Raw genomic sequence first — 24,557 nt, forward strand, 5'->3', positions numbered from 1 at the left:
CCATGCAACAACCCAACCTGACCCAGGACACCCACAGCAAACTGTTTGGCTATCTGTTGTGGATTTTCGGTTTCATGGGCGCTCACCGTTTCTACTACGGTCGCCAGATCACCGGCACCATCTGGTTTTTTACCCTGGGACTGTTTTTCATCGGCTGGATCATCGACCTGTTCCTGATTCCGGGCATGGATGATGCCGCTGACCAGCGCTATCAGGCAGGCCCCATTGATTACAACATCAGCTGGATCCTGCTCACCTTCCTGGGCATTTTCGGCATTCACCGCTTTTACATGGGCAAGGTGATCACCGGCATTCTCTACCTGCTTACCGCCGGTTTTTTTGGTCTGGGCATTCTTTACGATTTCTGGACACTCAACGGCCAGATCGCCGAAAAAAATCGCCTGGCTGGCTAAGCGTCAGGCAGCAAAAAGGCCGCGTAACGCGGCCTTTTTTACAACGCCCGGTTTCAGTTTTTCATGGCGTACTTGCCTGCCCCCAGGAAAAACAGTGCCGCAGCGGTAAACAGGTAAAAGCCCTGCAACTCCAGCGCCCAACCACCCTGCTGACCGAGGGTAAAAATCTGCCCCATGTGCACCAGCACAATCGCCACCAGCATGTTGCCGACGATCAACGCCGCCCCCACCCTGGTGTAGTAACCGGCGATGATCATCAATGGCGCCACCAGTTCACCGATGAAAACCCCGTAGGCAAGAAACCCGGGTAGATGATGCTGGGCCAGCATGCCATCAATCCAGCCGACGCCATGCTGCAGTTTGTTGAGCCCATGCAGAATCAACATCAGGCCCAGGGACAGTCGCAGAATCAGTTTGCCGATATCCGGGTTGTTCATGTTTTTGCTCCGGTTGATGATGCGTTGGCCCTATTGAACGTTTTCGGCAGGCAAAAGAAAAGACACTCGCTACACTGTAGGCCCAGACCAACAAGGGCAGCCCATGGACCCCCGACAACGCTGGCGTATCCACAAGGCCGGCAACATCGCCAACCTGATCCTGGATGACACACCCCTGGGGCCGTTGGCCGAAGACCAGGTTCGCGTGCACGTGCAGGCGGTGGGGCTCAACTTTGCCGACATCTTTGCCCTGACCGGCCTCTACTCGGCCACCCCGTCCGGCCCCTTCACCCCGGGGCTGGAGTTTGCCGGCACGGTGGACGCCATCGGCGCCAGGGTTGCTGATTACCGTCCCGGCGACCGGGTTATGGGCGTGACGCGTTTTGGCGGTTATACCACCCGTATCGACAGCCCCGAAGGCTACCTGCGGATACTGCCCGATCACTGGTCTATGGAACAGGGTGCCGCCTACCTGGCCCAGACACTCACCGCCTGGTATGCCCTCACCGAGCTTGGTCAGGTACGACCAGGCCACCGGGTACTGATCCACAGCGCCGCCGGCGGCGTCGGGCTACAGGCCATGAAACTGTGTCAGGCTCTGGGCGCCCACCCGGTGGGCACCGTCAGCCACATCGACAAACAGGATTTTCTGCACCAGGCCGGGTTCGAGGCGGTACTGGTGCGCGAGAAGGATTTCGCCGCGCAGCTTCGCCGTCATTCCCTGCAGTTTGATCTGGTGCTGGATGCCATTGGCGGACACATTCAGAAAGCCAGCTTTGATGCCCTAGATGCCATGGGCCGTCTGGTGGTGTTCGGCGCCGCCGAGTTCACCCCGTCCGGTCAGCGGCCGGATTATCTGCGCGCCCTGTGGCGCTATCTGCGCCGGCCCCGCTATGACGTCATGGACATGATCAGCAGCAACCGTTCGGTGATGGCGTTCAACCTGATCTGGCTATGGGAGCAACAGGACACCCTGCAACGCCTGCTGGATGCACTGGAAAAGGTGCAAATCAGCCCGCCCCATGTGGGGCACCACTTCGCCTTCGAGCAGGCCCACCAGGCGCTGGATTGCCTGCGTAGCGGCAAAACCGTGGGCAAGGTGGTGCTAATCCAGCAGTAACGACAGCTGCTCGGCAATCACATCCGCATTGCCCGGGCGAACCAGTCGCGCCAGCTCCTGACCCTCGCGCATGAAAATCAGTGTGGGCCAGAGCTTGACCCGGAAACTGCGCCCCAGCGGCCGGCCCGGGCCATCTTCCACCTTGAGATGCGCCAGGGCATCGGCGCCGGCCAACTCAAAGGCACGGGCGATATCCGGCTGGGCGGCCAGACAGTAGCCACACCAGTTGGTACCGAACTCCACCACCCGCAAACCGGGCAGCGCATCCAGTTGCTCCCGGGTCAGGGTTTCCGGCTGATAGGTTTTTACATAGCCCACAATCATGACTCCTGGCCGGCAAGCCGGTCTTTGAGAAAGGCGACAAAACGACGCACCCGCGCCGGCACATGGTCACCGGGCGGATACACCGCATGGATGCCCCCTTCCGGCAACTGCCAATCAGGTAGCACCCTGACCAGCGTACCGTTTTCCACCGCAGGCCGTGCAATGGAATCGGCCAGCACCGACAGTCCGGTGCCTGCCTGCAACATGGCCCGGGTCACGGCGGTGGTGTTGGCCTTCAGGCGCGAATGCATTTTTACCTGACATTGCGCCTTGCCCCGCCGGAACTGCCAGGTCAGCGGCGCCACCAGCGGCGTAAAGGCCACCCAGTCATGGTCACTCAACGCATCGGGGTGCACCGGCGTGCCATGGCGGCGCAGGTAATCAGGCGAAGCGACCAGCCATTGCTCGAAATGCCCCAGCCGCGTGGCGCGCAGACTGGAATCCTTCAGCCACCCCAGGCGAATGGCCAGATCCACCCCTTCGCTGACCATATCCGCCACCCGGTCACCACTGCGCAACTCCACGTTCAGCTGCGGGTGCTGATGACAAAACGCCACCACCGCCGGCGTGATCACCTGTACGGCATAATCCTCCGGCGCACTGATGCGCAGTGTTCCCTGCAGGCTGGACTGATCCGCCTCCACTTCACTAACCAGTGACTGCATCTGCAGCAGCCAGGGCTGACAGCCCTGATAAAAGCGCTCGCCTGCCGGCGTCAGCTGTACCTGCCGGGTGGTACGGGTGAACAACGCCAGTCCCAGGGTTTTTTCCAGCCGCTGAATCGCCAGGCTGACCTTGCTTTTGTTGACCCCCAGTCGGTCGGCAGCGGCCGTAAAGGATCCCGCCTCTACCAGCGCCACGAATAACGGCAGGCTATTGAGATCCAGCTTGGGGTTAAGCGCCATCATTGTTCCTTTTTCAGCAACAATGAATTATTGATTGACCAGTTTATCAATGCAATAGCCCGGCGCACACTGTCCCCATCATTATCCCCTACCCAGGAGACACACCATGAATATTGCCTTGATCGGCGCCAGCGGTTTTATCGGCAGCGCCCTTCGCGAAGAAGCCCTGCAACGCGGTCACCGGGTTACCGCCCTGGTCAGCCACCCGGACAAACTGCAGGCTACGGACCGGCTGAGCGTGATAAAAAGTGACGTACAGGACAGTGCCACCCTGGCCCGGCAGCTCAATGACTTCGATCTGGTCATCAGTGCCTTTAGCGGCCACGCACAGAATGACATCCACGGTTACTATGTCAGCGGCATGCGCGCCATTATCCAAGCCAGCAAGGCGGCCGGTGCCCGCCTGCTGGTGGTCGGCGGCGCCGGCTCCCTGTCTGTGGGCGACGACACCCTGCTGATCGACACCCCTGAGTTTCCCGAGGCCTACAAGGCCACCGCCCGAGGCGCCCAGGACGCTCTGCGGATGCTGCGCGAAGAGACTGAGCTGAACTGGACCATGCTGTCGCCGGCGGCGGCGATCTTCCCCGGCGAGCGTACCGGTCATTTCCGCCTGGGAGGCGACCACCTGCTGGTGGACGATCAGGGCCAGAGTCGCATCTCGGTACAGGACTTTGCCGTGGCCATGCTGGATGAAGCCGAAAAGCCGGCCCACCCACGGCAGCGTTTCACCCTCGCCTACTGACCTGTAACAGGGGCTTCGCCACGGCATCAAAATCCCATCGCTGGATCACCGTTGCGGAGCCCCCTGATGCGAACCCTGACGATCCTGATACTGCTCAGCCTGCCGGCACTGGCAAGCGCCGACACGCTGACATTCAGCAGCGGCCCCGAGCAGGTGCCCCTGGTAGAGCTTTATACCTCCCAGGGGTGCAGCAGTTGCCCACCGGCGGATGCCTTGCTATCGCGACTGGCCGATGAGCCGGGCCTGTTCCATGACTTCATCCCCGTGGCATTCCATGTGGATTACTGGGATTACCTGGGCTGGCAGGACCCTTACGCTCGCCCGGCATTCAGTCAGCGTCAGCGCGATTACGCGCGCACCCCGGCTGTCGGTTCGGTCTATACACCGGGCTGGGTGGTGGCGGGTCGGGAATGGCGAGGTTATTTCCGCCATCCGGCACAATGGCGTTCACAGCTCCAACACCCGACAGTGGGCACCCTGTCGGCCACCCTGAACGCCGCCCATCTGCGGGTGCAATTCAGCGGCGAACTGCCGGCACACGGCCAGTTGCATCTGGCCTGGCTGGGCAACGGCCTGAGCACCCCGGTTGCCGGCGGTGAAAACGGCGGTCGCACCCTGCGCAATGACTTCGTTGTACTGTACAGCCAGGCCCTGCCCTTCGACGGGGAAACATCATTGACCCTGCCCCCAGTCCCTCAACGGGACCAACAACGCACGGCGCTGGTGCTGTGGGTGAGCCCGACGGACTCGCCGATACCAATTCAGGCCACCGGGGGTTATCTGCCGGACCATTGATACTGGCAGCGGATTGATAACAATAGGGGAAACGCCAACCAGAGACCGCCCATGAATGACCAGGTAATCACCGAACGTGACGGGTCGCTTTTCATCATTACCCTCAACCGGCCGGACAAGCGCAACGCGGTGGACCGGCCCACCGCCGATGCCCTGCGCCACGCCTTCGAACAGTTTGAAAAAGATGACGACCTGCATGTGGCCATCCTCACCGGCGCCGGCGGCAACTTCTGCGCCGGCGCCGACCTGGCTGCCATTGCCGACCCGGAAAAACGCAACCAGATCGAACCGCAGGGCACGGGCCCGGGCCCCATGGGCCCCTCGCGCATGACCCTCAACAAACCGGTGATTGCCGCCGTCAGTGGCTATGCCGTGGCCGGCGGCCTGGAACTTGCGCTGCTGTGTGACCTGCGCGTGGCCGAGCGCTCCGCGGTCTTCGGGGTCTTCTGCCGACGCTGGGGGGTACCACTGATTGACGGCGGCACCGTGCGCCTGCCTCGTCTGATCGGCCACAGCCGGGCCATGGACATGATCCTTACCGGCCGCCCTGTCGCCGCGGATGAGGCATTGCAGATGGGGCTGGCGAACCGGGTCGTGGACGATGGCCAGGCACTGTCAGCCGCCAGGGATCTGGCCAGGCAGATCGCCGACTTCCCGCAGCAATGCCTGCGCGCCGACCGGCAGTCCGCCTATCAGCAATGGGATCAATCCATGGCCGACGCCCTGCGCCACGAGGGCGCCGGCGGTTATCCGGTGGTCTTTGAGGAGGCCATCCAGGGAGCCCGACGCTTTAGTCAGGGGGCCGGCCGTCACGGTCAGTTCGAAGAATAATCCGCAACAGGTTCAAGGCGTTGGGCTAGCAGGCTGCGGCCTGCTAGAGTGCGCTCTCGTGCAGCGCTTCCAGTCCCTCAGCCGTTTTGCTTGGCACAAATTCAACAATATCGAAATCGGCAATACCTGCCTGATGAAACGGGTCCTGTTCGAGCAAGCTCAACAAGTCATTGCGGCTATCCGCCCGTGCCAGAATCACACCGCCGGTTCTCGGTACTTTACGCCCTGAAACGATGAAATGCCCTGCCGCATAGCCACGATCCAGATAGGCCAAATGAGCCTCAAGATACTGGTCAACCGTAGTGAGTGGGACTTTGTAGGTTAGTGTCACAACAAACATGGGTTACTCCTGTTCACACTTCACCCAGCCAGAATGTATGGCAGGTTTCACTGCGACAACGCATAGATGCCTTGATACCGGCAAGGTTGATTGACGCCCTGCGGCTCCCTCAATCATCAGGGATGGCTTTTACTATAATGACCCGGCCCCCCAGCGCAAAAAAAACCACTTCCGGGGAAGTGGCTTTTTTCAGATCACGGCATCCGTTATTCCCACTCGATGGTGGCCGGCGGTTTGGACGAGATGTCGTAGGTCACCCGGCTGATGCCCGGGATCTCGTTGATGATGCGGCTGGAAACCAGCTCCAGGAATTCGTAGGGCAGGTGTGCCCAACGGGCGGTCATGAAGTCAATGGTTTCCACGGCGCGCAGGGCCACCACGTATTCGTAGCGACGGGCATCACCGACCACGCCGACGGACTTGACCGGCAGGAACACGGCAAACGCCTGGCTGGTCTTGTGGTAGAGGCCGGCGGCCTTGAGCTCTTCGATGAAGATATTGTCGGCCAGACGCAGGATATCGGCGTATTCCTTTTTCACTTCACCGAGGATACGCACGCCCAGACCCGGGCCCGGGAACGGGTGGCGATAGACCATGTCGTAGGGCAGGCCCAGCTCCAGGCCGATCTTGCGCACTTCGTCCTTGAACAACTCGCGCAGCGGCTCCACCAGCTTGAGCTTCATGTCTTCCGGCAGGCCGCCCACATTGTGGTGGCTCTTGATCACATGGGCCTTGCCGGTCTTGCTGGCAGCGGATTCGATCACGTCCGGGTAGATGGTGCCCTGGGCCAGCCAGTTGGCATTTTTCAGCTTGCCGGCCTGGTCGTCGAAAATATCGATAAAGGTATTGCCGATAATCTTGCGCTTTTTCTCCGGGTCCGCTTCACCGGCCAGCTTGCCCAGGAAGGTGTCTTCCGCGTCCACACGGATAACGCGCACGCCCATGTTGTCGGCGAACATTTCCATCACCTGGTCGCCTTCCTGGTGGCGCAGCAGACCATTATCCACGAACACACAGGTAAGCTGATCACCAATGGCCTTGTGCAGCAGTGCCGCCACCACGGAGGAATCCACACCACCGGACAGGCCGAGAATCACCTCGTCACTGCCGACCTGATTGCGGATGGTCTCGATGGCGTCGTTAATGATGTTGCTGGGCGTCCACAGGGCCTCGCAGTCACACAGCTCACGCACGAAGCGTTCCAGCAGACGACCGCCCTGCAGGGTGTGAGTGACTTCCGGGTGGAACTGGATGCCGTAGAAACGCTTTTGTTCATTGGCCATGCCGGCAATCGGGCAGCTGCCGGTGGTGGCGATAGTCTGGAACCCGGCGGGCATTTCGCCGACCCGGTCACCGTGACTCATCCATACATCCAGGAATTCCTTGCCCTGCTCTTCATGGTCGACAATGCCGTCAAGCAGCGCATTGTTTTCCGCTTTTTCCACCCGGGCGTAACCGAATTCATGCTTCTCGCCGGCCACCACCTTGCCGCCCAGCTGCTCGGCCATGGTCTGCATGCCGTAGCAGATCCCCAGCACCGGCACGCCGGCATCGAACACTGCCTGGGGAGCGCGGGGGGTTTCTGCGGCGGTTACCGATTCCGGGCCCCCGGACAGGATGATGCCCCTGGGAGCAAACTCGCTGATTTCCGCGGCGCTCATGTCGAAGGCACGGATCTCGCAGTAGACACCGATCTCACGCACCCGGCGGGCGATCAGCTGGGTGTACTGGGAACCGAAGTCCAGAATCAGAATGCGCTGGGCATGGATGTCTTGCATGGGAGATGTCCCGGGTTATTGACCCAAAAAATATTTACCACAGAGGGCACAGAGTTCACTGAGGAAAACCATCCCCGGCAAACCGTACCGAGAGGAGCAAATAGGCGAATTTTCAGCATCCGGTAAAAGCAATCACGCCTCACACAACAGGGGCATCAGATGCTCAGAGAAAAAGGCTTTTTACTCTGTGAAATCTGTGCCCTCTGTGGTGAAAACGAATCACCCCACCGGGTAATTCGGTGCCTCTTTGGTGATGGTCACATCATGCACGTGGGATTCCTTCATCCCGGCGGCGGAGACCTTCACGAATTCCGGCTTGGTGCGCATTTCCTCGATGGTGGCGCAACCGGTGTAGCCCATGGAGGCACGCAGGCCACCCATCAGCTGGTGAACGATGGCGCTCATGGGGCCCTTGTAGGGCACCCGGCCCTCGATGCCCTCCGGTACCAGCTTCTCGATGCCGGCGGCAGCATCCTGGAAATAACGGTCGGAGGAGCCGGTCTTGCCGGACATGGCGCCCAGCGAGCCCATGCCACGGTAGGCCTTGTAATACCCCCCCTGGAACAGCTCCACTTCGCCCGGCGCCTCCTCGGTACCGGCCAGCAGAGAGCCGATCATGATGGCGCTGGCGCCGGCGGCAACGGCCTTGGCTATGTCACCGGAGAAGCGGATGCCACCATCGGCAATCAACGGCACACCGGTGCCCTTGAGGGCTGCGGCCACATCGGAAATGGCGGAAATCTGCGGCACACCGATACCGGCAACGATACGGGTGGTGCAGATGGACCCCGGGCCAATACCGACCTTGACGGCATCCGCGCCGGCGGCAACCAGATCCTTGGCCGCCTGGGCCGTGGCAATGTTGCCACCGACCACCTGAACCTCGGGGAAGTGTTTCTTCACCCAGGCCACCCGGTCGATCACGCCCTGGGAATGGCCATGGGCGGTGTCCACCACGATCACGTCAACCCCGGCTTCCACCAGGGCGGTAACGCGCTCGTCAGTGCCTTCACCGGTACCCACGGCGGCGCCAACGCGCAGGCGGCCCTGGGAATCCTTGCAGGCGTTGGGATACTTGGCCGCTTTCTCGATGTCCTTGACGGTGATCATGCCGCGCAGGGCGCCGCTGTCGTTCACCACCAGCACCTTCTCGATGCGATGCTTGTGCAGCAGAGCCTGAACCTGGTCGGCGCTGGCCCCTTCCTGCACGGTCACCAGCCGGTCCTTGCCGGTCATGATGTCACGCACCAGCTGGTCGTAGTTGGTGATGAAGCGGGTGTCACGGCTGGTGACGATGCCCACCACCTTGTCACCTTCCACCACCGGCACGCCGGAAATATTGTTGGCTTCGGTGAGACGCAGCAGCTCGGCCACGGTGGCTTCCGGGTTGATGGTGATGGGATCCTTCACCACACCGGATTCGAATTTCTTGACCATGCGCACATTGCGCGCCTGGTCCTCGGTATCCATGCTTTTATGGAGGATACCGACACCCCCTTCCTGTGCCATGGTGATCGCCAGGCGGTGCTCGGTCACGGTGTCCATGGCTGCGGACACCAGGGGAATATTCAGGGAAATGTCCCGCGTCAGCTGGGTCTTCAGTGACACGTCCTTGGGCAGCACATTGGAATGGGCGGGCACAAGCAGAACGTCGTCGAACGTCAATGCTTCTTGCACAATTCTGAGCATATTGCACCGTAGGAAGTGAGGGAGAGCCCGGCCGACCCGGTTTTGGATCTGGCGGGCGCACCCGGAGTTAAGGAGGAGGACCGGGTGCCGCCGGTTAAGGCGACCTGCTGGCCACCCCCGGAAATTAAGCGGGCAATTATACGCCATCCAGGGGGAAACGCACAATCTTGGCGCTGGCGAGCGGGCACAAAACTGGTTACCCTCCCGCGATGACCTTTTCATCCCGCGCCGAACCCCTGTCCATCAGTCAATTGAACCTGGAAGCCCAGGGTCTGCTGGAAGGCTCTTTCCCGCTGATCTGGCTGGAGGGCGAGCTGTCCAATTTCTCCCGGCCGGCCTCCGGCCACTGGTACTTCAGCCTGAAGGACAATCGTGCCCAGATTAATGGGGCCATGTTTCGAAATCGCAACAGGTTGCTGGATTTCTCGCCACAGAACGGCCAACAGGTGCTGGTGCGCGCCAAGGTCACCCTCTACGTTCCCCGCGGCAACTTCCAGATCGTCGTCGAGCACATGGAACCCGCGGGCCAGGGCGCGCTCAAGGCCCAGTTTGAGGCCCTCAAGGCCCAGTTGCAGGCCGAAGGCCTGTTTGCCCAGGAGCGCAAACAGCCGTTGCCGGCCTGGCCGCGTCAGATCGGTGTCATCACCTCGCCCAGCGGCGCCGCCATCCGCGATATTCTGCAGGTGCTGCGGCGACGCTGCCCGTCCATTCCGGTACTGATCTACCCGGCGGCCGTGCAGGGCGGCGACGCCCCCGGCCAGCTTCGCCAGGCGCTGGATACCGCCATTGCCCGCAATGAGTGTGATGTGCTGATCATCGGCCGCGGTGGCGGTTCACTGGAGGACCTGTGGGCCTTCAACGACGAAGCTCTGGCCCGGGCCGTGGCGGCCTGCCCGATCCCCATCGTCTCGGCGGTGGGCCATGAAATCGACACCGGCCTGACCGATTTTGCCGCCGATGTGCGCGCGCCGACGCCATCCGCAGCGGCGGAACTGGTGAGCCCGGATCTGAGTGTGGTCAGCCACCGCCATGGCACCCTGCAACGCCGCCTGCGCTGGGTCATGCAGCAGCAGCTGCAACAACCGGCCACCCGACTGCGCCACCTGCAGCAGCGGTTGCGCTCGCCGCGCCAGCACCTGGAACAGAGCAGCCAGCGCCTTGATGAACTGAACGCACGCCTGCAACGGCTAATGCAGCATCGGCTGGCGCTGCTGGACAGCCGCCTGCGGCCCACGGTACAGCGCCTCAGCCGGCTATCCCCCCAGCGCCTGCTGGTAGAACGCCACCGCCAGTGGCAACAATTGCAGCAACGACTTGCTCCACCGGTGCAGCGACAGCTGGAGCAACGCCAGCTCCGCCTGGCCGGCCTGGCCAAGCGCCTGCATACCGCCAGCCCCATGGAAACCCTGGCACGCGGTTACAGCATTACTTTCGTGGAGGAGCAGGCGGTACGCTCGGTGGCGCAGCTGCAAGCCGGCGACACGGTCACCACCCGCCTGCCGGACGGCCGCTTTAGCGCCCGGGTGGAGACGGTGCAGCCCGCAGATAAGGATCCAGAACCCTGATCAGGCCCTGACGGCGGAAGGGCTTGGTCAAATGGCCATTCATGCCCGCGGCCAGGCAGCGGTCACGTTCGTCACTCATGGCATTGGCGGTAAGCGCCACGATCGGCACCGACGGCTTGCCATGCATGCGTTCCCAGCGACGCAGTTCCCGGGTCGCTTCCAGCCCGTCCATGACCGGCATCTGCACGTCCATGAGAATACAGTCGATGTGCTGCTCACGGGCGATGGTGAGGGCTTCCTCACCATCATGGGCCACCACCACCGTCAGCCCCAGCTGCTCCAGCATGCGTTTGGCCACCAGGCAATTGACCGGGTTATCCTCCACCAGCAGCACCCGGCCCTGCAGGGCGGTTTCGCCGCTTTCTTCTGTGGCCAACTCCCGGCCCCGCTCACCGGCATCCTGACGGAACGGCAGATACAGGGACAGCTGGAAGGTGCTGCCCTGCCCCGGTTCGCTGCTAAGGGTCAGGGTGCCGCCGAGCATATCCGCCAGGCGCCGGGCAATGGCCAGGCCCAGGCCGGTGCCGCCATAACGGCGTGAGGTGGACGAATCCAGCTGCGAAAAGGCCTCGAACAGTCGGGCCTGCTTGTCCTCGGCGATGCCGATACCGGTATCGCGCACCTCGATCTGCAGGGACAGACGCTGGTTACTCTGGGGCTCGGCAGTGACTTGCAGGGTAATACCGCCCTGCTGGGTAAATTTCACGGCATTGGAAATCAGGTTGCTGAGAATCTGGCGCAGCCGCGTCGGGTCGGTGCGCACCACCAGCCCCTGCAGGGCCTGCTCGCCTTCCAGACGCAGATACAGGCCCTTGTTTTCCGCCAGGTAGCGGAAGGTGCTGACGCAGTTGTTGAGCAGGGACAACGGCGCGAAGAAAACCGGGTCCATGTCCATACGCCCGGCTTCGATGCGCGAGAAATCGAGAATGTCGTTGATCACATCCAGCAGATGCCCGGTGGACTCCAGCGCCGCCAGCGCATATTCCTGCTGCTCGCTGTTCAGCTCGGTGGTCTCCAGCAACTGCAACATGCCCAGCACACCATTCATGGGGGTGCGCAGTTCGTGGCTCATCATGGCCAGGAACTCGCTCTTCGCCTGGCTGGCACTCTGTGCCTGACTGTGTGCCTCGCGCAGCTCACGCAGGGCATTCTGCTGGTCACGCCGGCTGCTCTCCAGGGTACTGGCCAGCTCGTTGATGTCATCCTGCAACTCGGCCATTTCCCCGGCCAGCGGGCGACTCCCCCGAACATGGAAATCCCCGCCGCGCAATATGCGCACCAGCCGCGACAGGGAGCTGAGGGGAGCGGAAATCTGCCCGGCCAGGTAATGGGCAATCCACAGCCCCAGCACCACGGATAGCAGCGCGGGAATCAGGCTGGCCAGGATGATCTCTTTCTGCCGGGCCAGCAGCCGGGTGCTGGACATACCCAGCACCACCTCGCCGATGCGATCAGGCTCTTCCTGGTTGCCGACACTGGAATCCGCCACGTCCTCCACGACCGCCGGCTGGCGATAGATACCGGAATGAAACTCCAGCACCTCGGTATCGCCTTCATCCGCGGCTTCACTGTGACCATTGCGCCCCTCATAGAGCAGCACCTGGCCGTTTTCATCCCGGAATTCCACATAGCGCAGGTCCGCCTGCTGCATGGCCAGCCGGGCCTGGCGGCGCAGATCGGTATAGTTGCCCGCCAGCACCCCGTACTCCGAGGCCGAGGCGATCTGCTGGGCCAGGAAGCTGCCGAGCTCATGCAGGTCACGGTCGGCATCCTCGAAGCGCTGCCAGGTCAGAGCCACCAGCAGCAGCCCGAGCATGATCAGTGCCGGCACCACCCCCAGTATCTGCAGTTGCTGACGAATCCCCTTGCCGCCGGTCATGGTTTGCCTCCCAGCGCCTGCTCCAGGGAGTAGCTGTCCCGGTAGCGCAGATCAAAGCTGCCGGCTACATGCTCGTTGACGCTCAACGACGGTGAGTGCACGAAAGCACTGGGTAGCCAGCGCCCGGCCGCGGCAAAATGCTGCAATTGCTGACGGGTGGCAGCCACAAGGTCTGCCCCGCTGGCGTAGGCGCTGGCCACGCTGCCGGCGTTGACGAAGGCCAGGTCCGGCCCGAATACCGGGCGGCGTCGGCGATAACTGGTCAGCAATACCAGCTTGGCCGCCCCGGCATCCAGCAACTGGTCGTCCACCGGCAACAGCACCGCATCCAGCTCATTGAGATTGTCGCGCAACACGTCCCCCAGGTGGGCCGGCGTATCCGCCGGCAGGGCCTTCAGGGTCACGCTACCGGGCACCACCGCCAGTTCGGCCTCGCGCCAGGCACTGTTGGGGCTGACCACCACGCCCACCTTGCGAGCCAGCGGCATCATGGTGCGAATCACCGCCAGCTGGTCATCCAGAGAGACGCCGGCCCAGATGGCACTGCACTGGCAGCCCGCCTCCTGCCAGCGATTGGCCAGCGGCCGGCTGATATATACCCCCAGCACCGGCAGTTTGGTTTTCAGGGCCCGCTCGAAAGCGGCATCCCCGATGGCCACCAGGGCCTGGGCCTGATCCACGCTCACCAGGACCCAGGGACCGGACGATTCCTGCAAGGCGGACTCGAAGCCTCGCCGGAAAGTGTTGTCATCGCCCATCACGCCCACCGGCAAGGGTTCGGCCACGGCCAGGGCGCTGCACAGCAGGCAGCCGAGAAACAGAAACCGCAGGGGCAGGCGCGCAGCGCTCATGTCAGAAACTCACCGTGGCCGACAGCCAGTAGCGGTTGTCGTCCTGGTAACGGTTTTCCGGGAACACCACCGGCTCACTGTTGAGCGGATGCTCCAGGGTGGCTCGCCATTGAAGCTGCGCGTTACCGATGGGCTGGCGGAACAACAGCTGCAGATTGAGCTGTTCAAAGGGGTGGTCATTGTAGGAGCGCGCCAGATAGTAGGTGGTGGAGAACCCCCATTGGGAGGTCATCTGCCAGGCCCACAGGGCGCTGCCGGAATCCCGCGTCATCATGCGGCGCTCGGTATTGTCATTACTGCGGCTGTGCAGATGGGCTGCGGTAAGACGCAGCATCTGGCTACTGATCGGCCGCCAGGTGACCTGCCCTTCGGTGCCACGGTGGTCCACGCGGCCCTCGTTGTTGACGTCGAACTCGAACGGGGTGAGCGGATCACTGAGCAGGTTGGTCAGGGATTCATGAAAATAGCGTACATCCATTTCCAGCCCGGCAAAGCGACCATAATAGCCCAGCTCCCAGGAGCGGATTTCCTCCGGCTTCATGGTGCCCGGACTTTGCTGGGTGACAAAGAAGGCCGGCCGGGACCAGCCCAGCAGGCTCTGGGTCTGGCTGGCGAAGGGCTCGGACAGGTTATCGGCAAGAATATTGATGTCGGCCTGGTCTTCGTAGATATCCGGTGTGCGCACCGCCTTGGAGAACACGTAGCGCAGGTGATGTCCCGGCACGACCGCCCAGTTGACGCCCACCCTTGGGCTGAAATTCTCGCCGCTGATGGTGTCATGCTCCCAGTAACCGCCCAGGTTGACGATCACCGGGTCAATCACCGTCACAGCCAGGTTACCGAACGCCCGATAGCTGCTGTTCTCGGCATTGCCGCTGAGGTAGTACTGGGACTGGGTCCGGTCGCTGCGTACATCCACGCCACTCACCAGCCTCAACCTGTCGTTGATCTGCAAGGTATCCTGCACTTCCAGGTCATAACGAATCTCCTCGATATCCATGCGACTGTCCGCGCAGAAAGGCGCGCCGGCCCCCTGCACGGTCATGTAGCGCTGCAACAGGGCCGGGTCGGAGGCGGCATTGGCCAGGGTGGTATCCAGATCATTACCACTGGCGACAAACAAGTCACGCAGTTCCTTGCTGAACAGCAACGCGCCGCCCGGGCCCACGGCCTGATTGGGATCAAACGGGTCCCGGTAACAGACCGAATAGGGAGTCTGTTCGTTGTTGTACTGCCCGTAGCTGTTGACCTGCAACTGGTGATCGTCACTGAAAGCATGCTGCCACTGGATGGCACCGAAGGCCCGCTGGGTATGCTGAACCGGTAGCTGGCTGTAAACGCCGGCATCCTCCAGGGCCCCGGGGCGCTGCAGGCGGCTTTTGGTGCCGCCGGCCTGCAGGGTGAGGGTATTGCGCTCATCCAGTTCGCGTACCCATTCGGCATTGAGGGTGGTGATGTGCTTGGCATCCCGGGCCTCGCGGCCCTCGAATGGCTCGTCGTAGCCGTCATCGGCGCGCTGTGCCAGGTTCACTCGCCAGGCTCCGCCGGAAAAATGCTGGCCGGCGGAAACGCGCCCGTCAGCCACACCATTGTTGCCGCCACGCAGGGTCACCTGCTGGCCATCCACATCGCGGGGGTCGCGGGTAATGATGTTGATCACGCCGGTATAGGCGTTGGCACCATAGGCGGCGGCGGCGGGGCCGCGAGTGACCTCGATGCGCTCCACATCGTTGAGATCCACGGGCAGGTCATTCCAGCTCACCCGGGCCAGGCCGGGCTGGTAGACACTGCGCCCATCGATCAGCACCAGCATGCGACGGATATCGGTGGACTTGGTGGCGTGGTAGCTGACAGTGGGCACATTGCCATCCACCTTCACGGCAGTCATGCCCGGCACCAGGCGTAACACCTGGTAAAGCTCGCGGGCACCGCTGGCGTTGATCAGTTGCCGGTCAATCACCGTGACGCTGGCCGGCACTTCTGACTGCGGCTCACTGACCCGGGCCGGCGTCAGCACCACCTGGGGAATATCACTGGGGGCTGTCATCATGTCCATGTCCGACGCCACCGCCGCAACACTGAACACACTCAGTCCGATTATGCCTGTTGCCCTCAACACGTGACGCCTCTCCCCCTGAGGTGTGTGCGTGCCGGCTTGCCACCGGCTTTATTTTTTCATGCGCTTGATCATGCGCTTGCGGCGCTGTACCTGACGCTCGGTAAGCACATTTTTGCGCCCTTCGTACGGATTGTCACCGGACTTGAATTCCAGCCGGATCGGCGTGCCCTCCAGTTTCAGCATCTCCCGGAAGCGGTTCTCCAGGTAGCGCTTGTAACTGGCCGGCAAGGAATCGGTCCGGTTGCCGTGCAAAACGATGGTGGGCGGGTTGTTGCCGCCCAGGTGAGCATAGCGCAGTTTGGCCCGGAAGCGGCCATTGCGCGGCGGCGGATGGCCGGCACAGATGGCTTCCATGATACGCGTCATTTCGTTGCTGCTGACCCGGATAAAGGCACTGTCCCAGGCCTTTTCCACCATGGCCCACAGGTCGCCCACTCCGGTGCCGTGCAGGGCGGAGATGAACTTGATCTTCACCCAGGGAGCAAACTCCAGGCGCCGCCCCATTTCCGCACGCACCCTCTCCTTGTGGTCGGCCTCCAGGCCATCCCATTTATTGACCGCAATCATCAGGGCCCGGCCACTGTCGAGAATATAGCCCAGCAGGTGCAGGTCCTGATCGGTGATCCCTTCCCGGGCATCGATCACCAGCACCACCACCTGGGCGGCCTCCATGGCTTGCAGGGCCTTGATCACCGAGAACTTCTCGACCATCTCGAAGACCTTGCCGCGACGACGCACCCCGGCGGTATCAATCAGGGTGTAGGGCTTGCCGTCCCGCTCGAAGGGCACCTCGATGGCATCGCGGGTGGTGCCGGCATGGTCGAAGACCACCACCCGATCTTCACCCAGCATGCGGTTGACCAGGGTGGACTTGCCCACATTGGGGCGACCCAGCACGGCAATACGTATGCGCCCTTCGTCGTCCTCCTGCGGCTGGTCATCGTCCAGCGGCTGCAGGTCGGGAAAGCCTTCCATCACGGTTTCGATCATGGAGCGCACGCCGCGGCCATGGGCGGCGGCAATCGGCATCACATCGGTGAGACCCAGGGCATAAAACTCGGCCATGGCCGCATCCGCGTCCACGCCATCGGTCTTGTTGACCACCAGGTAGGTGGGCTTGGGCAGCTTGCGCAGCTCACTGGCGATCTGCTCGTCCGCCGCGGTCAGGCCGGCACGGCCATCGACCATGAAGAGAATGACATCCGCCTCACCGGCGGCCAGCAGAGACTGGCTGGTCATCGGCGCATCAATGCCATCTTCGCTTTCACCAATACCACCGGTATCCACCACCGTGTAGGGGTAGTCACCCAGCCGGCCATCCCCGTATTTGCGGTCACGGGTGAGGCCCGGGAAGTCTGCCACCAGGGCATCCCGGGTTCGGGTCAGGCGATTGAAGAGAGTGGATTTGCCCACATTGGGCCGCCCCACCAGGGCGATCACCGGTTTCATAGTCATCTCAGTATGGTATCAGGTGGGCGCTATGGTAACGCCAAACGAAAAAATCTGCGCGGCGCGCAGATCTTTCCGGAAATACAGAAGTGAAGTGTCCGGTCAGCGCGGCTTCATGCTGTAGGCGGACAATTTGCCGTCGGCGCTCAGGGCATACAACACCCCCTGATACACCACCGGAGTCCCGGCAAAGCCATCATGGTCATGGCGCTTGCGGGCCACCAGGGTGCCGTCGGCGGTATCCATCCAGTGCAGGTAGCCCTCGTAATCGCCCACGGCCACCAGGTTGCCCTGTACTGCGGTGCCGGTCAGACGACGACCATAGAGCTTGTCCTGCTCCCAGAGAATGCTGCCGGTGCGCTGATCCAGGGCGCGCACCACGCCTTTCTCGTCGGCCACGAACAAACGGCCATCGTTGGCGCTGATGATCTGGGCGCTGGACATGTCCTTGTTCCAGTAGGGGCGACCGTTGTCCTGGTCCACCACGCCCACGGAACCCTGGAAGGTCACCGCGAAGACCCCCCCGCCGTCAACGATCAGGTTACCGTCCACATCCACCAGACGGTCCAGCTCGGAGCGGCCCTTCGGCTCGGCGATACGTTGCTCCCATACCGGCACCCCGGTTTGCACGTCCAGCGCGGCCAGTTTGGCATTGGAGAAACCGGCATAAACCCGGTCATTGGCAATGGTCGGCTGCGCCAGCCCGCGCAGGGTCAGCGTTGGCACCGGTGTTTCGTAATCCCAGCGTTTTTCGCCGGTCTCGGCGTCCAGCGCGGTAACGTGACCATCTTCGGTCTGGAAGATATCCAGCACGCCATTGCTGACCGGAATGGCCAGCGCCTCACCGGAAAGCTGGGTACGCCACAGGGTCTCACCGGTCTCCATGGACAGCGCCACGGCCACGCCTTCGCGGGTGCCGTAAAGCACCTGCCCATAGCCGGCATAGACGCCACCACCGATACGATCACCGGTTTTCACTTTCCACTGGCGCTTGCCCTTGCTGCGGCTCAGGGCGTAGACACGGCCTTGCGCATCTGCGGCGAAGATACGCTGTTCGGTGACCGCCGGGCGCAATTGCAGCTGGCTGTCCTCCACGCCATCACCAACCCCTTCACTCCACAGGCGCTTGGCCTTGTAGGTGGCGTGAATATCCGGCAGATCATTGGGTTCGATCGCGTTCGGGTTGGAACTGCAGCCGGCCAGCATCAGGCCGGCCAGCATCAGGGGCAGGAGGATATATTTCATTAATGACTGGCCTTAAGAAGCGCTTTTGAGATCGTCCAGTTTCATCTGGACCCGGTCTTTCTCGGCACCGTCCTGCAGGGCATCCAGCGCCTCGGCATAGGCGTCGCGGGCACCCTGGGCATTGTCACGGGCCTTGGCAAGGTCACCCTTGAGTTCCAGCGCCATGCCGTTGAACGCTGACGGGAACGAGCCCTGCAGGCGTTTTTCCGCCTCGTCGTAGGCCTGCTGTTGCAGCAGTACCCGCACCAGACGCAGTTGGGCGGTGTACTGAAGGGCATCGGTGGCGCCCTTGTCAGCCACCCGGGTCAGCGGTTCCACCGCCGCCTTGAAGTCACCCTTGTCCACCGCCAGTCGGGCCTGTACCAGACGGGCATAGTCAGCATAGCTGCTGGAGGGGTAGTCCTCGATCAGGGTGGCCGCCCGGTCAGCAACCGGGCCGGCATCCTGGCCCGGCGACAGGGCCTGCAGGCTTTCTACCATTTGCTGATATTCCGCCGAGGCCGCCGCGGACTGGCCCGCGTCATGCTGCTGCCACTGGCGCCAGCCGATCAGGGCGGCCACGGCCAGCACCACGGTGATGATGGTGGCGGTGCCGTTCTTCTGCCACCACTCCTTGATCAGCTCAACCTGCTCTTCTTCGTCACGGATGTAGTCAACCACCCTGCTCTCCTTGTTCCCTTACTGGTTAATCGCCAACAGATCAGTCACCACTGCGGCAAGCTGATCCCGGGCCACTTGTTGTTGTTCCGCCTGACCACGCAGGGGCTTCACCGTAACGGTACCGTTGGCCAGCTCGTCCTCACCGACAATCAGTGCCAGTGACGCGCCGCTGCGGTCCGCCTTTTTCATCTGACTCTTGAAGCTGCCACCGCCGCAATGGAGCTGTACCGCCTTGCCCGGCAGACCGTCGCGCAGTTGCTCGGCCAGGGCCATGGTCGGTGCCAGCACATCGCCCATGGCCATCACATAGACGTCCACAGCCGGCGACAGTTCCGGCATTTGCTGCTCAAGCAGCAAAATCAGTCGTTCCACGCCCATGGCGAAGCCCACCGCCGGGGTCGGCTTGCCACCCAGCTGCTCCACCAGGCCATCGTAACGGCCACCGGCACAGACCGTGCCCTGGGCGCCCAGCGCCTCGGTGGTCCACTCGAACACGGTTTTACCGTAATAGTCCAGCCCGCGCACCAAGTAGGGGTTGATGCGATAGCGCACGCCGTTGGCATCCAGCAGCGCTTTCAGCCCGTCAAAGTGGGCGCGGGCATCGTCATTGAGGTAATCGGCCAGCTGCGGGGCGCCCTCCAGCACCTGGCGAGTGCCGGCATCCTTGCTGTCCAGTACCCGCAAGGGGCTGCGCTCCAGGCGCTTTTGCGAGTCTTCGTCCAGCTGATCGATGTGGCCCTTGAGGTAGCTCACCAGGGCCTGTCGATAACGGGCCCGATCATCACTGTCGCCCAGGGAATTGAGCTCCAGGGTAACCTTGTCAGCCAGGCCCAGGGCCTTCCAGAGCCGGGCGGTAAGCAGAATCACTTCCGCATCGATGTCCGGCCCGTCCATGCCGAAGGTTTCCACGCCAATCTGGTGAAACTGGCGGTAACGGCCCGCCTGGGGACGCTCGTGGCGGAACATGGGTCCGGCATACCAGAGACGCTGCACCTGGTTATAGAGCAGGCCATGTTGCTCACAGGCGCGCACGCAGCTGGCGGTACCTTCCGGACGCAGGGTGAGGCTGTCACCGTTGCGGTCATCGAAGGTGTACATTTCCTTTTCCACAATATCGGTCACCTCGCCGATACTGCGCTTGAACAGGTCCGTCTGTTCCACGATGGGCATGCGGATTTCCCGGTAGCCGTAACCGGCCAGCACGCCACGCACCCGTTCTTCCAGCCACAGCCAGAGGCCGGTCTGCTCCGGCAGGATATCGTTCATCCCCCGGATGGAGGTGATTTTCTTGCTCACGACATTTCCTTGGTAAAAAAGTCGGACGTCTGATGCCGAACGTCTGACGCACTCTCCCGACAGGGGGCTTGTGCGTCTGACGTCAGACCTCCGACGTCCGACCTGTGTTATTCACTTCTTGCAATGATGCCCTTGGCTTCGTCTTCGCGCTGTTTTTTGACCTTGGCCCGTACCATACGCTCCAGTTCATCCACCAGATTGTCGGCGGTGACGTGGTGGCTTTTTTCGCCATCCAGGTAGGACAGGTTGTTGGGGGTACCGCCGGTCAGGCCCACATCCGCCTCCCGGGCTTCGCCGGGGCCGTTGACCAGACAGCCGATCACCGCCAGATCCACGGATTCGTTAATGTCTTCCAGACGGGCTTCCAGCTCGTTGACGGTCTTGATGACGTCAAAGTTCTGCCGTGAACAACTCGGGCAGGCGATGATGTTCACGCCTTTCTTGCGCAGGTTCAGGCTCTTGAGGATATCAAAGCCCACGCGCACTTCCTCCACCGGGTCAGCGGCCAGGGAGATGCGAATGGTGTCACCGATACCTTCCATCAGCAGCGATCCCAGTGCCACGGCAGACTTGACCGTACCGGAGCGGAACGTGCCCGCCTCGGTGACGCCCAGGTGCAGCGGCTGCTCGATCTGTGCAGACAGCTTGCGGTAGGCCTGCAGGGTCATGAACACGTTAGAGGCCTTGACGCTGACCTTGAAGTCCTGGAAGTCATGACGATCCAGAATATCCACATGACGCAGGGCGGATTCCACCAGTGCATCGGAGGTGGGTTCGCCATACTTGCGCTGCAGCTCCTTTTCCAGGGAGCCGGCGTTGACGCCGATGCGAATCGGCAGACCCTTGTCCTTGGCGCACTGGATGACCGCCTTGATACGGTCTTCGCGGCCGATGTTGCCCGGGTTGATGCGCAGGCAGTCCACGCCCTTTTCGGCCACGGCCAGGGCGATCTTGTAGTCGTAGTGGATATCGGCCACCAGCGGCACATCCACCTGCTTGCGGATATGACCAAAGGCTTCCGCCGCATCCATGGTCGGCACCGAGACACGCACGATGTCCACACCGGCATCCTGCAGACGCCGAATCTGGCCAACGGTGGCGTCCACGTCACAGGTTTCCGTGTTGGTCATGCTCTGCACCGAGATCGGCGCATCGCCGCCCACCGGCACGTTGCCAACAAAAATCTGACGGGTCTTGCGGCGCTGGATTTTGACTTCCGGTTCCATGATTACTCCCGCGAATCAGGGAAGAGAGATTCGCACAACACTACCGGGCGCATTGGTCGGCAAGGTGACAGCCTCGCCGTTGAGGGTAATGGCGGACACCGCGCCGGCATCCCCGAGGGTGAGCTTGAACGGCGGTTTGCCATCCAGATCCAGATGACTGCCGTCGGTCTGCTTGCCCTGGTGCAGAGTGCGCCCGCGAGCATCGATGACACTGACCCAGCAATCACCGGAAAAATGCAGACTCAGGCGGTCCATACCCGGTGCCGGCGCCGTCACCGGCTCGGCCTCGGCCACGGCATTGCTGTCATCGGCCACCGGCTCGTCAGTGCTGGCGCTGTCGTCCATCGCTGTCGGGGCATCGGCGATGCCGGTATCAGCGGTATCGCCGATGCCCATATCGCCATTGTCCTCGCCGGTCGGCGCACTGTCATCCATGGACATGGCATCCGCCTGGGCATCATCGCCGGGCTGTGCTGCATCCGCCGGGGCTTGGGTTTGCGCCGGCGCCGTATCCGCAGATGGCGCCAGCGGCGGCAGCGTCTCGCTGGTCGGCCACAGGGCCCAAACCAGCAACGCAATAATGATCAGGATGGCCACGATGATGGCCGGCCGGCGCCAGGCCGGTGCCGGCGGAGCAAGCTCAGGCAGGTTCAGCGGCTTGTCGAAGGCATCCTCGTTGACCATCTGCTGGAAGGTGTTGGCGATTTCATCCGCCGGCAGCCCCAGCACCCGGGCATAATTGCGCAGATAGCCCTTAACAAAGGTGGCTTCCGGCAGACGTTCGTAATCGTCCGCCTCCAGCGCCAGCAGGTAGGTGTGTGACAGGTGCAGCCGCTCTGCAGCCTGCGCCGTGCTCATGCCCTGCTCTTCGCGGGCCTGGCGACAACGCTCGCCCGGCAATACCAACCTGTTCTCGGTCATGAACGACTCTCCTTCGCTGCCTTCCATTCCTGCCACTTCCGATATTCCTCGGAATTGCGGTAGAGGTTTTCCAGCGCCAGCTCGTAGCTGGATTGCTGGTCTGCATAATGCAGTTCACTGGCAAGGCGAATGCCCAACCACAGCGCTTCGGCGCTCTGTCGGCCACTGCGCTGCAAGTACTGCTGATAATAGTCCCACGCCAGCTTGGTGCGCTTGTCCTGGTAATACAGCTCGGCCAGGTCCAGGTTCGGCTCCACCGCACGGGGATTGAGGCGCAACTCCTTAATGAAGGCGTTGCGGGCCCGGTCCGACTCGCCCAGTTTCAGATAGCAGCGCCCCATGTTGCCCCAGGCACTGCCTCGCCCTTCGTAGTTGGGATCATTGGCAGCCCGCTCGAACAATTCCAGCGCCTTCTGGTAATCACCGCGGGAATACAGCAGCGTGCCATAATTATTCAACGCCGGGGCGAAATGACTATCGGCATCCAGTGCCTTCTTGTAGTGGTATTCTTCGCGGTCCGGGTCCATCTCGTATTTGTAAAGCAGGGCCATGGCGTTATGGGCCACCGGGCTGTCGTCGTCCAGCTCCAGCGCGCGGGAAAAGTGACGGCGCGCTTCAGCCGGATTGCCCTGCTGCAGGTATTCCAACCCGGCCGCCACACGGCTGGTGACAGCTTCCTGAACCTTGACCTTGGGCTTGTCGTCCACCGTCACACAGCCGGCGGCTAAAAGACCTGCAAAAAGCAGGCAGAAAATCACTCTGACAGATTGTCTCATTGTGCTGGCGCTGTTTTGTTATCCGTTTGCTCAGACCGGTGAAATATCGATTCTTTCCAGCGCTCACTGCGCCGGGTACGGTCCTGAACCTGGCCAACTAGCTGACCACAGGCCGCGTCGATATCGTCACCCCGCGTGGTACGCACCGTCGTTAACAATCCATTGTCATTCAGGTATTTGTGGAATTCCAGAATGTCGCTCTTGCGGGACCGCTCATAGCCCGCATGAGGAAAAGGATTAAAGGGAATCAGGTTGATCTTTACCGGAATTCCGTTGAGCAGCTTCACCAGCTGGCGAGCATGCTCGGGTTTGTCATTCACATCACGCAGCATCACATATTCCATGGTAATGGTGTTGTGGCGATGGGTGATGTTCTTGCTGTAGCGACGACAGGCCGCCATCAGCTCCTTGAGCGGATATTTGCGATTCAGCGGCACCAGCTCGTTACGCAGTTCATCATTGGGGGCGTGCAGGCTTACCGCCAGCGCCACATCCAGATCATCACTGAGCTGGTCCATCTTGGGGATCACCCCGGAGGTGGACAGGGTGATGCGCTTCTTGCCGATGCCGTAACCGAGATCATCCTTCATGATCCGCATGGCGGTCAGCACATTGTCATAGTTGAGCAGGGGCTCGCCCATGCCCATCATCACCACATTGGTGATCGGATGCTCGCCCAGGTTGCGACGCGGGCCAAAGGCACGGCTGGCCTGCCAGACCTGGCCGATGATCTCGGCACTGGTCATGTCACGCTGAAAGCCCTGCTTGCCGGTGGAGCAGAAGCTGCAGTCCACCGCACAGCCCACCTGGGACGACACGCACAGGGTGCCGCGGCGACCATCGGGAATAAATACGGTTTCCACCGCGCCGCCGGTATCCAGGCGGAACACCCACTTGCGGGTGCCATCACGGCTGATGCTTTCGTGTTCCACGTCCGGGCCACGGATTTCCGCCACCTCGGACAGTTTCTGGCGCAACGCCTTGCCCACATCGGTCATCTGCTCGAAGGAATCCGCCTGGTGGTGGTGAATCCATTTGAGCACCTGCTGGGCACGGAACTTCTTCTCGCCCATTTCCAGGAAGAACGCTTCCATCTGGGGGCGCGACATTCCGAGCAGGTTTACCTTTTGTTGGGCAGTCATAGCATTCTCCAGATATGCCCGCGGCCGCCCGGGGGCGGCCGTCGGGTATATGGC

23 protein-coding genes are annotated in these 24,557 nt (G+C 62.0%); 6 read left to right on the forward strand and 17 right to left on the reverse strand.

Features of this window, described 5'->3' with window-relative positions; genetic code table 11:
- Nucleotides 1-2: 2 nt before the first annotated feature.
- A complete protein-coding gene (locus A11A3_RS02260; protein WP_008927641.1) occupies nt 3-413 on the forward strand; it encodes an NINE protein in 411 nt (136 codons plus the stop codon).
- A 53-nt stretch (nt 414-466) separates the two neighbouring features.
- Here the strand turns inward: A11A3_RS02260 and A11A3_RS02265 are convergent, their stop codons facing one another.
- On the reverse strand, nt 467-850 hold the full coding sequence (locus A11A3_RS02265; RefSeq protein ID WP_008927642.1) for a DoxX family protein: 384 nt from the start codon (nt 848-850) through the stop codon (nt 467-469).
- 103 nt (nt 851-953) lie between these two features.
- On the opposite strand from A11A3_RS02265, the gene A11A3_RS02270 reads away from it, so the two are divergent.
- On the forward strand, nt 954-1,970 hold the full coding sequence (locus A11A3_RS02270) for a synaptic vesicle VAT-1 family membrane protein (protein WP_008927643.1): 1,017 nt from the start codon (nt 954-956) through the stop codon (nt 1,968-1,970).
- On the opposite strand, the gene A11A3_RS02275 is transcribed toward A11A3_RS02270, so the two are convergent.
- Entirely contained in the window at nt 1,956-2,294 is a 339-nt protein-coding gene (locus tag A11A3_RS02275; protein WP_008927644.1) for a thioredoxin family protein, read from the reverse strand. The genes A11A3_RS02270 and A11A3_RS02275 overlap by 15 nt on opposite strands.
- The gene (locus tag A11A3_RS02280) at nt 2,291-3,199 is read right to left on the reverse strand and encodes a LysR family transcriptional regulator (RefSeq protein ID WP_008927645.1); all 909 of its coding nucleotides are present in this window, start codon (nt 3,197-3,199) and stop codon (nt 2,291-2,293) included. The genes A11A3_RS02275 and A11A3_RS02280 overlap by 4 nt, the downstream gene beginning before the upstream one ends.
- 106 nt (nt 3,200-3,305) lie before the next feature.
- Here A11A3_RS02280 and A11A3_RS02285 point away from each other — a divergent pair, with 106 nt between their 5' ends.
- The 3 genes from A11A3_RS02285 to A11A3_RS02295 all read left to right on the forward strand — a co-directional run bounded on the left by A11A3_RS02285 (nt 3,306) and on the right by A11A3_RS02295 (nt 5,567).
- Nucleotides 3,306-3,941, forward strand: a complete 636-nt coding sequence (locus A11A3_RS02285; RefSeq protein WP_008927646.1) for an NAD(P)-dependent oxidoreductase — start codon at nt 3,306-3,308, stop codon at nt 3,939-3,941.
- 66 nt (nt 3,942-4,007) lie between these two features.
- Nucleotides 4,008-4,736: a DUF1223 domain-containing protein gene (locus tag A11A3_RS02290; RefSeq protein ID WP_008927647.1), complete on the forward strand. Its 729-nt coding sequence runs from the start codon at nt 4,008-4,010 to the stop codon at nt 4,734-4,736.
- A 51-nt stretch (nt 4,737-4,787) separates the two neighbouring features.
- Nucleotides 4,788-5,567, forward strand: a complete 780-nt coding sequence (locus A11A3_RS02295; RefSeq protein ID WP_008927648.1) for a crotonase/enoyl-CoA hydratase family protein — start codon at nt 4,788-4,790, stop codon at nt 5,565-5,567.
- Between the two features lie 43 nt (nt 5,568-5,610).
- Here A11A3_RS02295 and A11A3_RS02300 read toward each other — a convergent pair whose 3' ends face one another.
- From A11A3_RS02300 to guaB, 3 genes are all read right to left on the reverse strand, one after another.
- Nucleotides 5,611-5,907, reverse strand: coding sequence for a YciI family protein (locus A11A3_RS02300; protein WP_008927649.1), 297 nt, complete (start codon nt 5,905-5,907; stop codon nt 5,611-5,613).
- A 206-nt stretch (nt 5,908-6,113) separates the two neighbouring features.
- Entirely contained in the window at nt 6,114-7,685 is a 1,572-nt protein-coding gene (guaA, locus tag A11A3_RS02305; RefSeq protein WP_008927650.1) for a glutamine-hydrolyzing GMP synthase, read from the reverse strand.
- Nucleotides 7,686-7,904: 219 nt separating this feature from the next.
- Nucleotides 7,905-9,374 carry an IMP dehydrogenase gene (gene guaB, locus A11A3_RS02310; RefSeq protein ID WP_008927651.1) on the reverse strand — a complete coding sequence of 490 codons (1,470 nt, stop codon included), beginning with the start codon at nt 9,372-9,374 and terminating at the stop codon, nt 7,905-7,907.
- A 209-nt stretch (nt 9,375-9,583) separates the two neighbouring features.
- Between guaB and xseA the strand changes: the two genes are divergently transcribed.
- Nucleotides 9,584-10,939 (forward strand): exodeoxyribonuclease VII large subunit, encoded by a 1,356-nt coding sequence (gene xseA / locus A11A3_RS02315; RefSeq protein ID WP_008927652.1) that lies wholly within the window; start codon nt 9,584-9,586, stop codon nt 10,937-10,939.
- Here xseA and A11A3_RS02320 read toward each other — a convergent pair.
- From A11A3_RS02320 to rlmN, 11 genes are all read right to left on the reverse strand, one after another.
- Nucleotides 10,887-12,818, reverse strand: coding sequence for an ATP-binding protein (locus A11A3_RS02320; RefSeq protein ID WP_008927653.1), 1,932 nt, complete (start codon nt 12,816-12,818; stop codon nt 10,887-10,889). The genes xseA and A11A3_RS02320 overlap by 53 nt on opposite strands.
- Nucleotides 12,815-13,669, reverse strand: a complete 855-nt coding sequence (locus tag A11A3_RS02325; RefSeq protein ID WP_008927654.1) for a hypothetical protein — start codon at nt 13,667-13,669, stop codon at nt 12,815-12,817. Before A11A3_RS02325 ends, A11A3_RS02320 begins: the two co-directional genes overlap by 4 nt.
- 1 nt (nt 13,670) lies before the next feature.
- Entirely contained in the window at nt 13,671-15,719 is a 2,049-nt protein-coding gene (locus tag A11A3_RS02330; RefSeq protein WP_272942969.1) for a TonB-dependent receptor plug domain-containing protein, read from the reverse strand.
- A gap of 117 nt (nt 15,720-15,836) precedes the next feature.
- Nucleotides 15,837-17,237 carry a ribosome biogenesis GTPase Der gene (gene der / locus A11A3_RS02335; RefSeq protein ID WP_008927656.1) on the reverse strand — a complete coding sequence of 467 codons (1,401 nt, stop codon included), beginning with the start codon at nt 17,235-17,237 and terminating at the stop codon, nt 15,837-15,839.
- A gap of 102 nt (nt 17,238-17,339) precedes the next feature.
- Nucleotides 17,340-18,482 (reverse strand): outer membrane protein assembly factor BamB, encoded by a 1,143-nt coding sequence (bamB, locus tag A11A3_RS02340; RefSeq protein WP_008927657.1) that lies wholly within the window; start codon nt 18,480-18,482, stop codon nt 17,340-17,342.
- Nucleotides 18,483-18,494: 12 nt separating this feature from the next.
- Complete coding sequence (locus tag A11A3_RS02345; protein WP_008927658.1) at nt 18,495-19,142, reverse strand: YfgM family protein; 648 nt, start codon at nt 19,140-19,142, stop codon at nt 18,495-18,497.
- Nucleotides 19,143-19,160: 18 nt separating this feature from the next.
- Nucleotides 19,161-20,438, reverse strand: coding sequence for a histidine--tRNA ligase (gene hisS / locus A11A3_RS02350; protein WP_008927659.1), 1,278 nt, complete (start codon nt 20,436-20,438; stop codon nt 19,161-19,163).
- Between the two features lie 107 nt (nt 20,439-20,545).
- Entirely contained in the window at nt 20,546-21,664 is a 1,119-nt protein-coding gene (gene ispG / locus A11A3_RS02355) for a flavodoxin-dependent (E)-4-hydroxy-3-methylbut-2-enyl-diphosphate synthase (protein ID WP_008927660.1), read from the reverse strand.
- A 15-nt stretch (nt 21,665-21,679) separates the two neighbouring features.
- Nucleotides 21,680-22,585, reverse strand: coding sequence for a helix-turn-helix domain-containing protein (locus tag A11A3_RS02360; protein ID WP_008927661.1), 906 nt, complete (start codon nt 22,583-22,585; stop codon nt 21,680-21,682).
- Nucleotides 22,582-23,361, reverse strand: a complete 780-nt coding sequence (pilW, locus tag A11A3_RS02365) for a type IV pilus biogenesis/stability protein PilW (RefSeq protein WP_040296605.1) — start codon at nt 23,359-23,361, stop codon at nt 22,582-22,584. Before pilW ends, A11A3_RS02360 begins: the two co-directional genes overlap by 4 nt.
- Entirely contained in the window at nt 23,358-24,503 is a 1,146-nt protein-coding gene (gene rlmN, locus A11A3_RS02370; protein WP_008927663.1) for a dual-specificity RNA methyltransferase RlmN, read from the reverse strand. Before rlmN ends, pilW begins: the two co-directional genes overlap by 4 nt.
- Nucleotides 24,504-24,557 lie beyond the last annotated feature (54 nt).

Origin of the sequence: Alcanivorax hongdengensis A-11-3 (genome assembly GCF_000300995.1) — a bacterium.
In the GTDB taxonomy this organism is placed as follows: domain Bacteria; phylum Pseudomonadota; class Gammaproteobacteria; order Pseudomonadales; family Alcanivoracaceae; genus Alcanivorax; species Alcanivorax hongdengensis.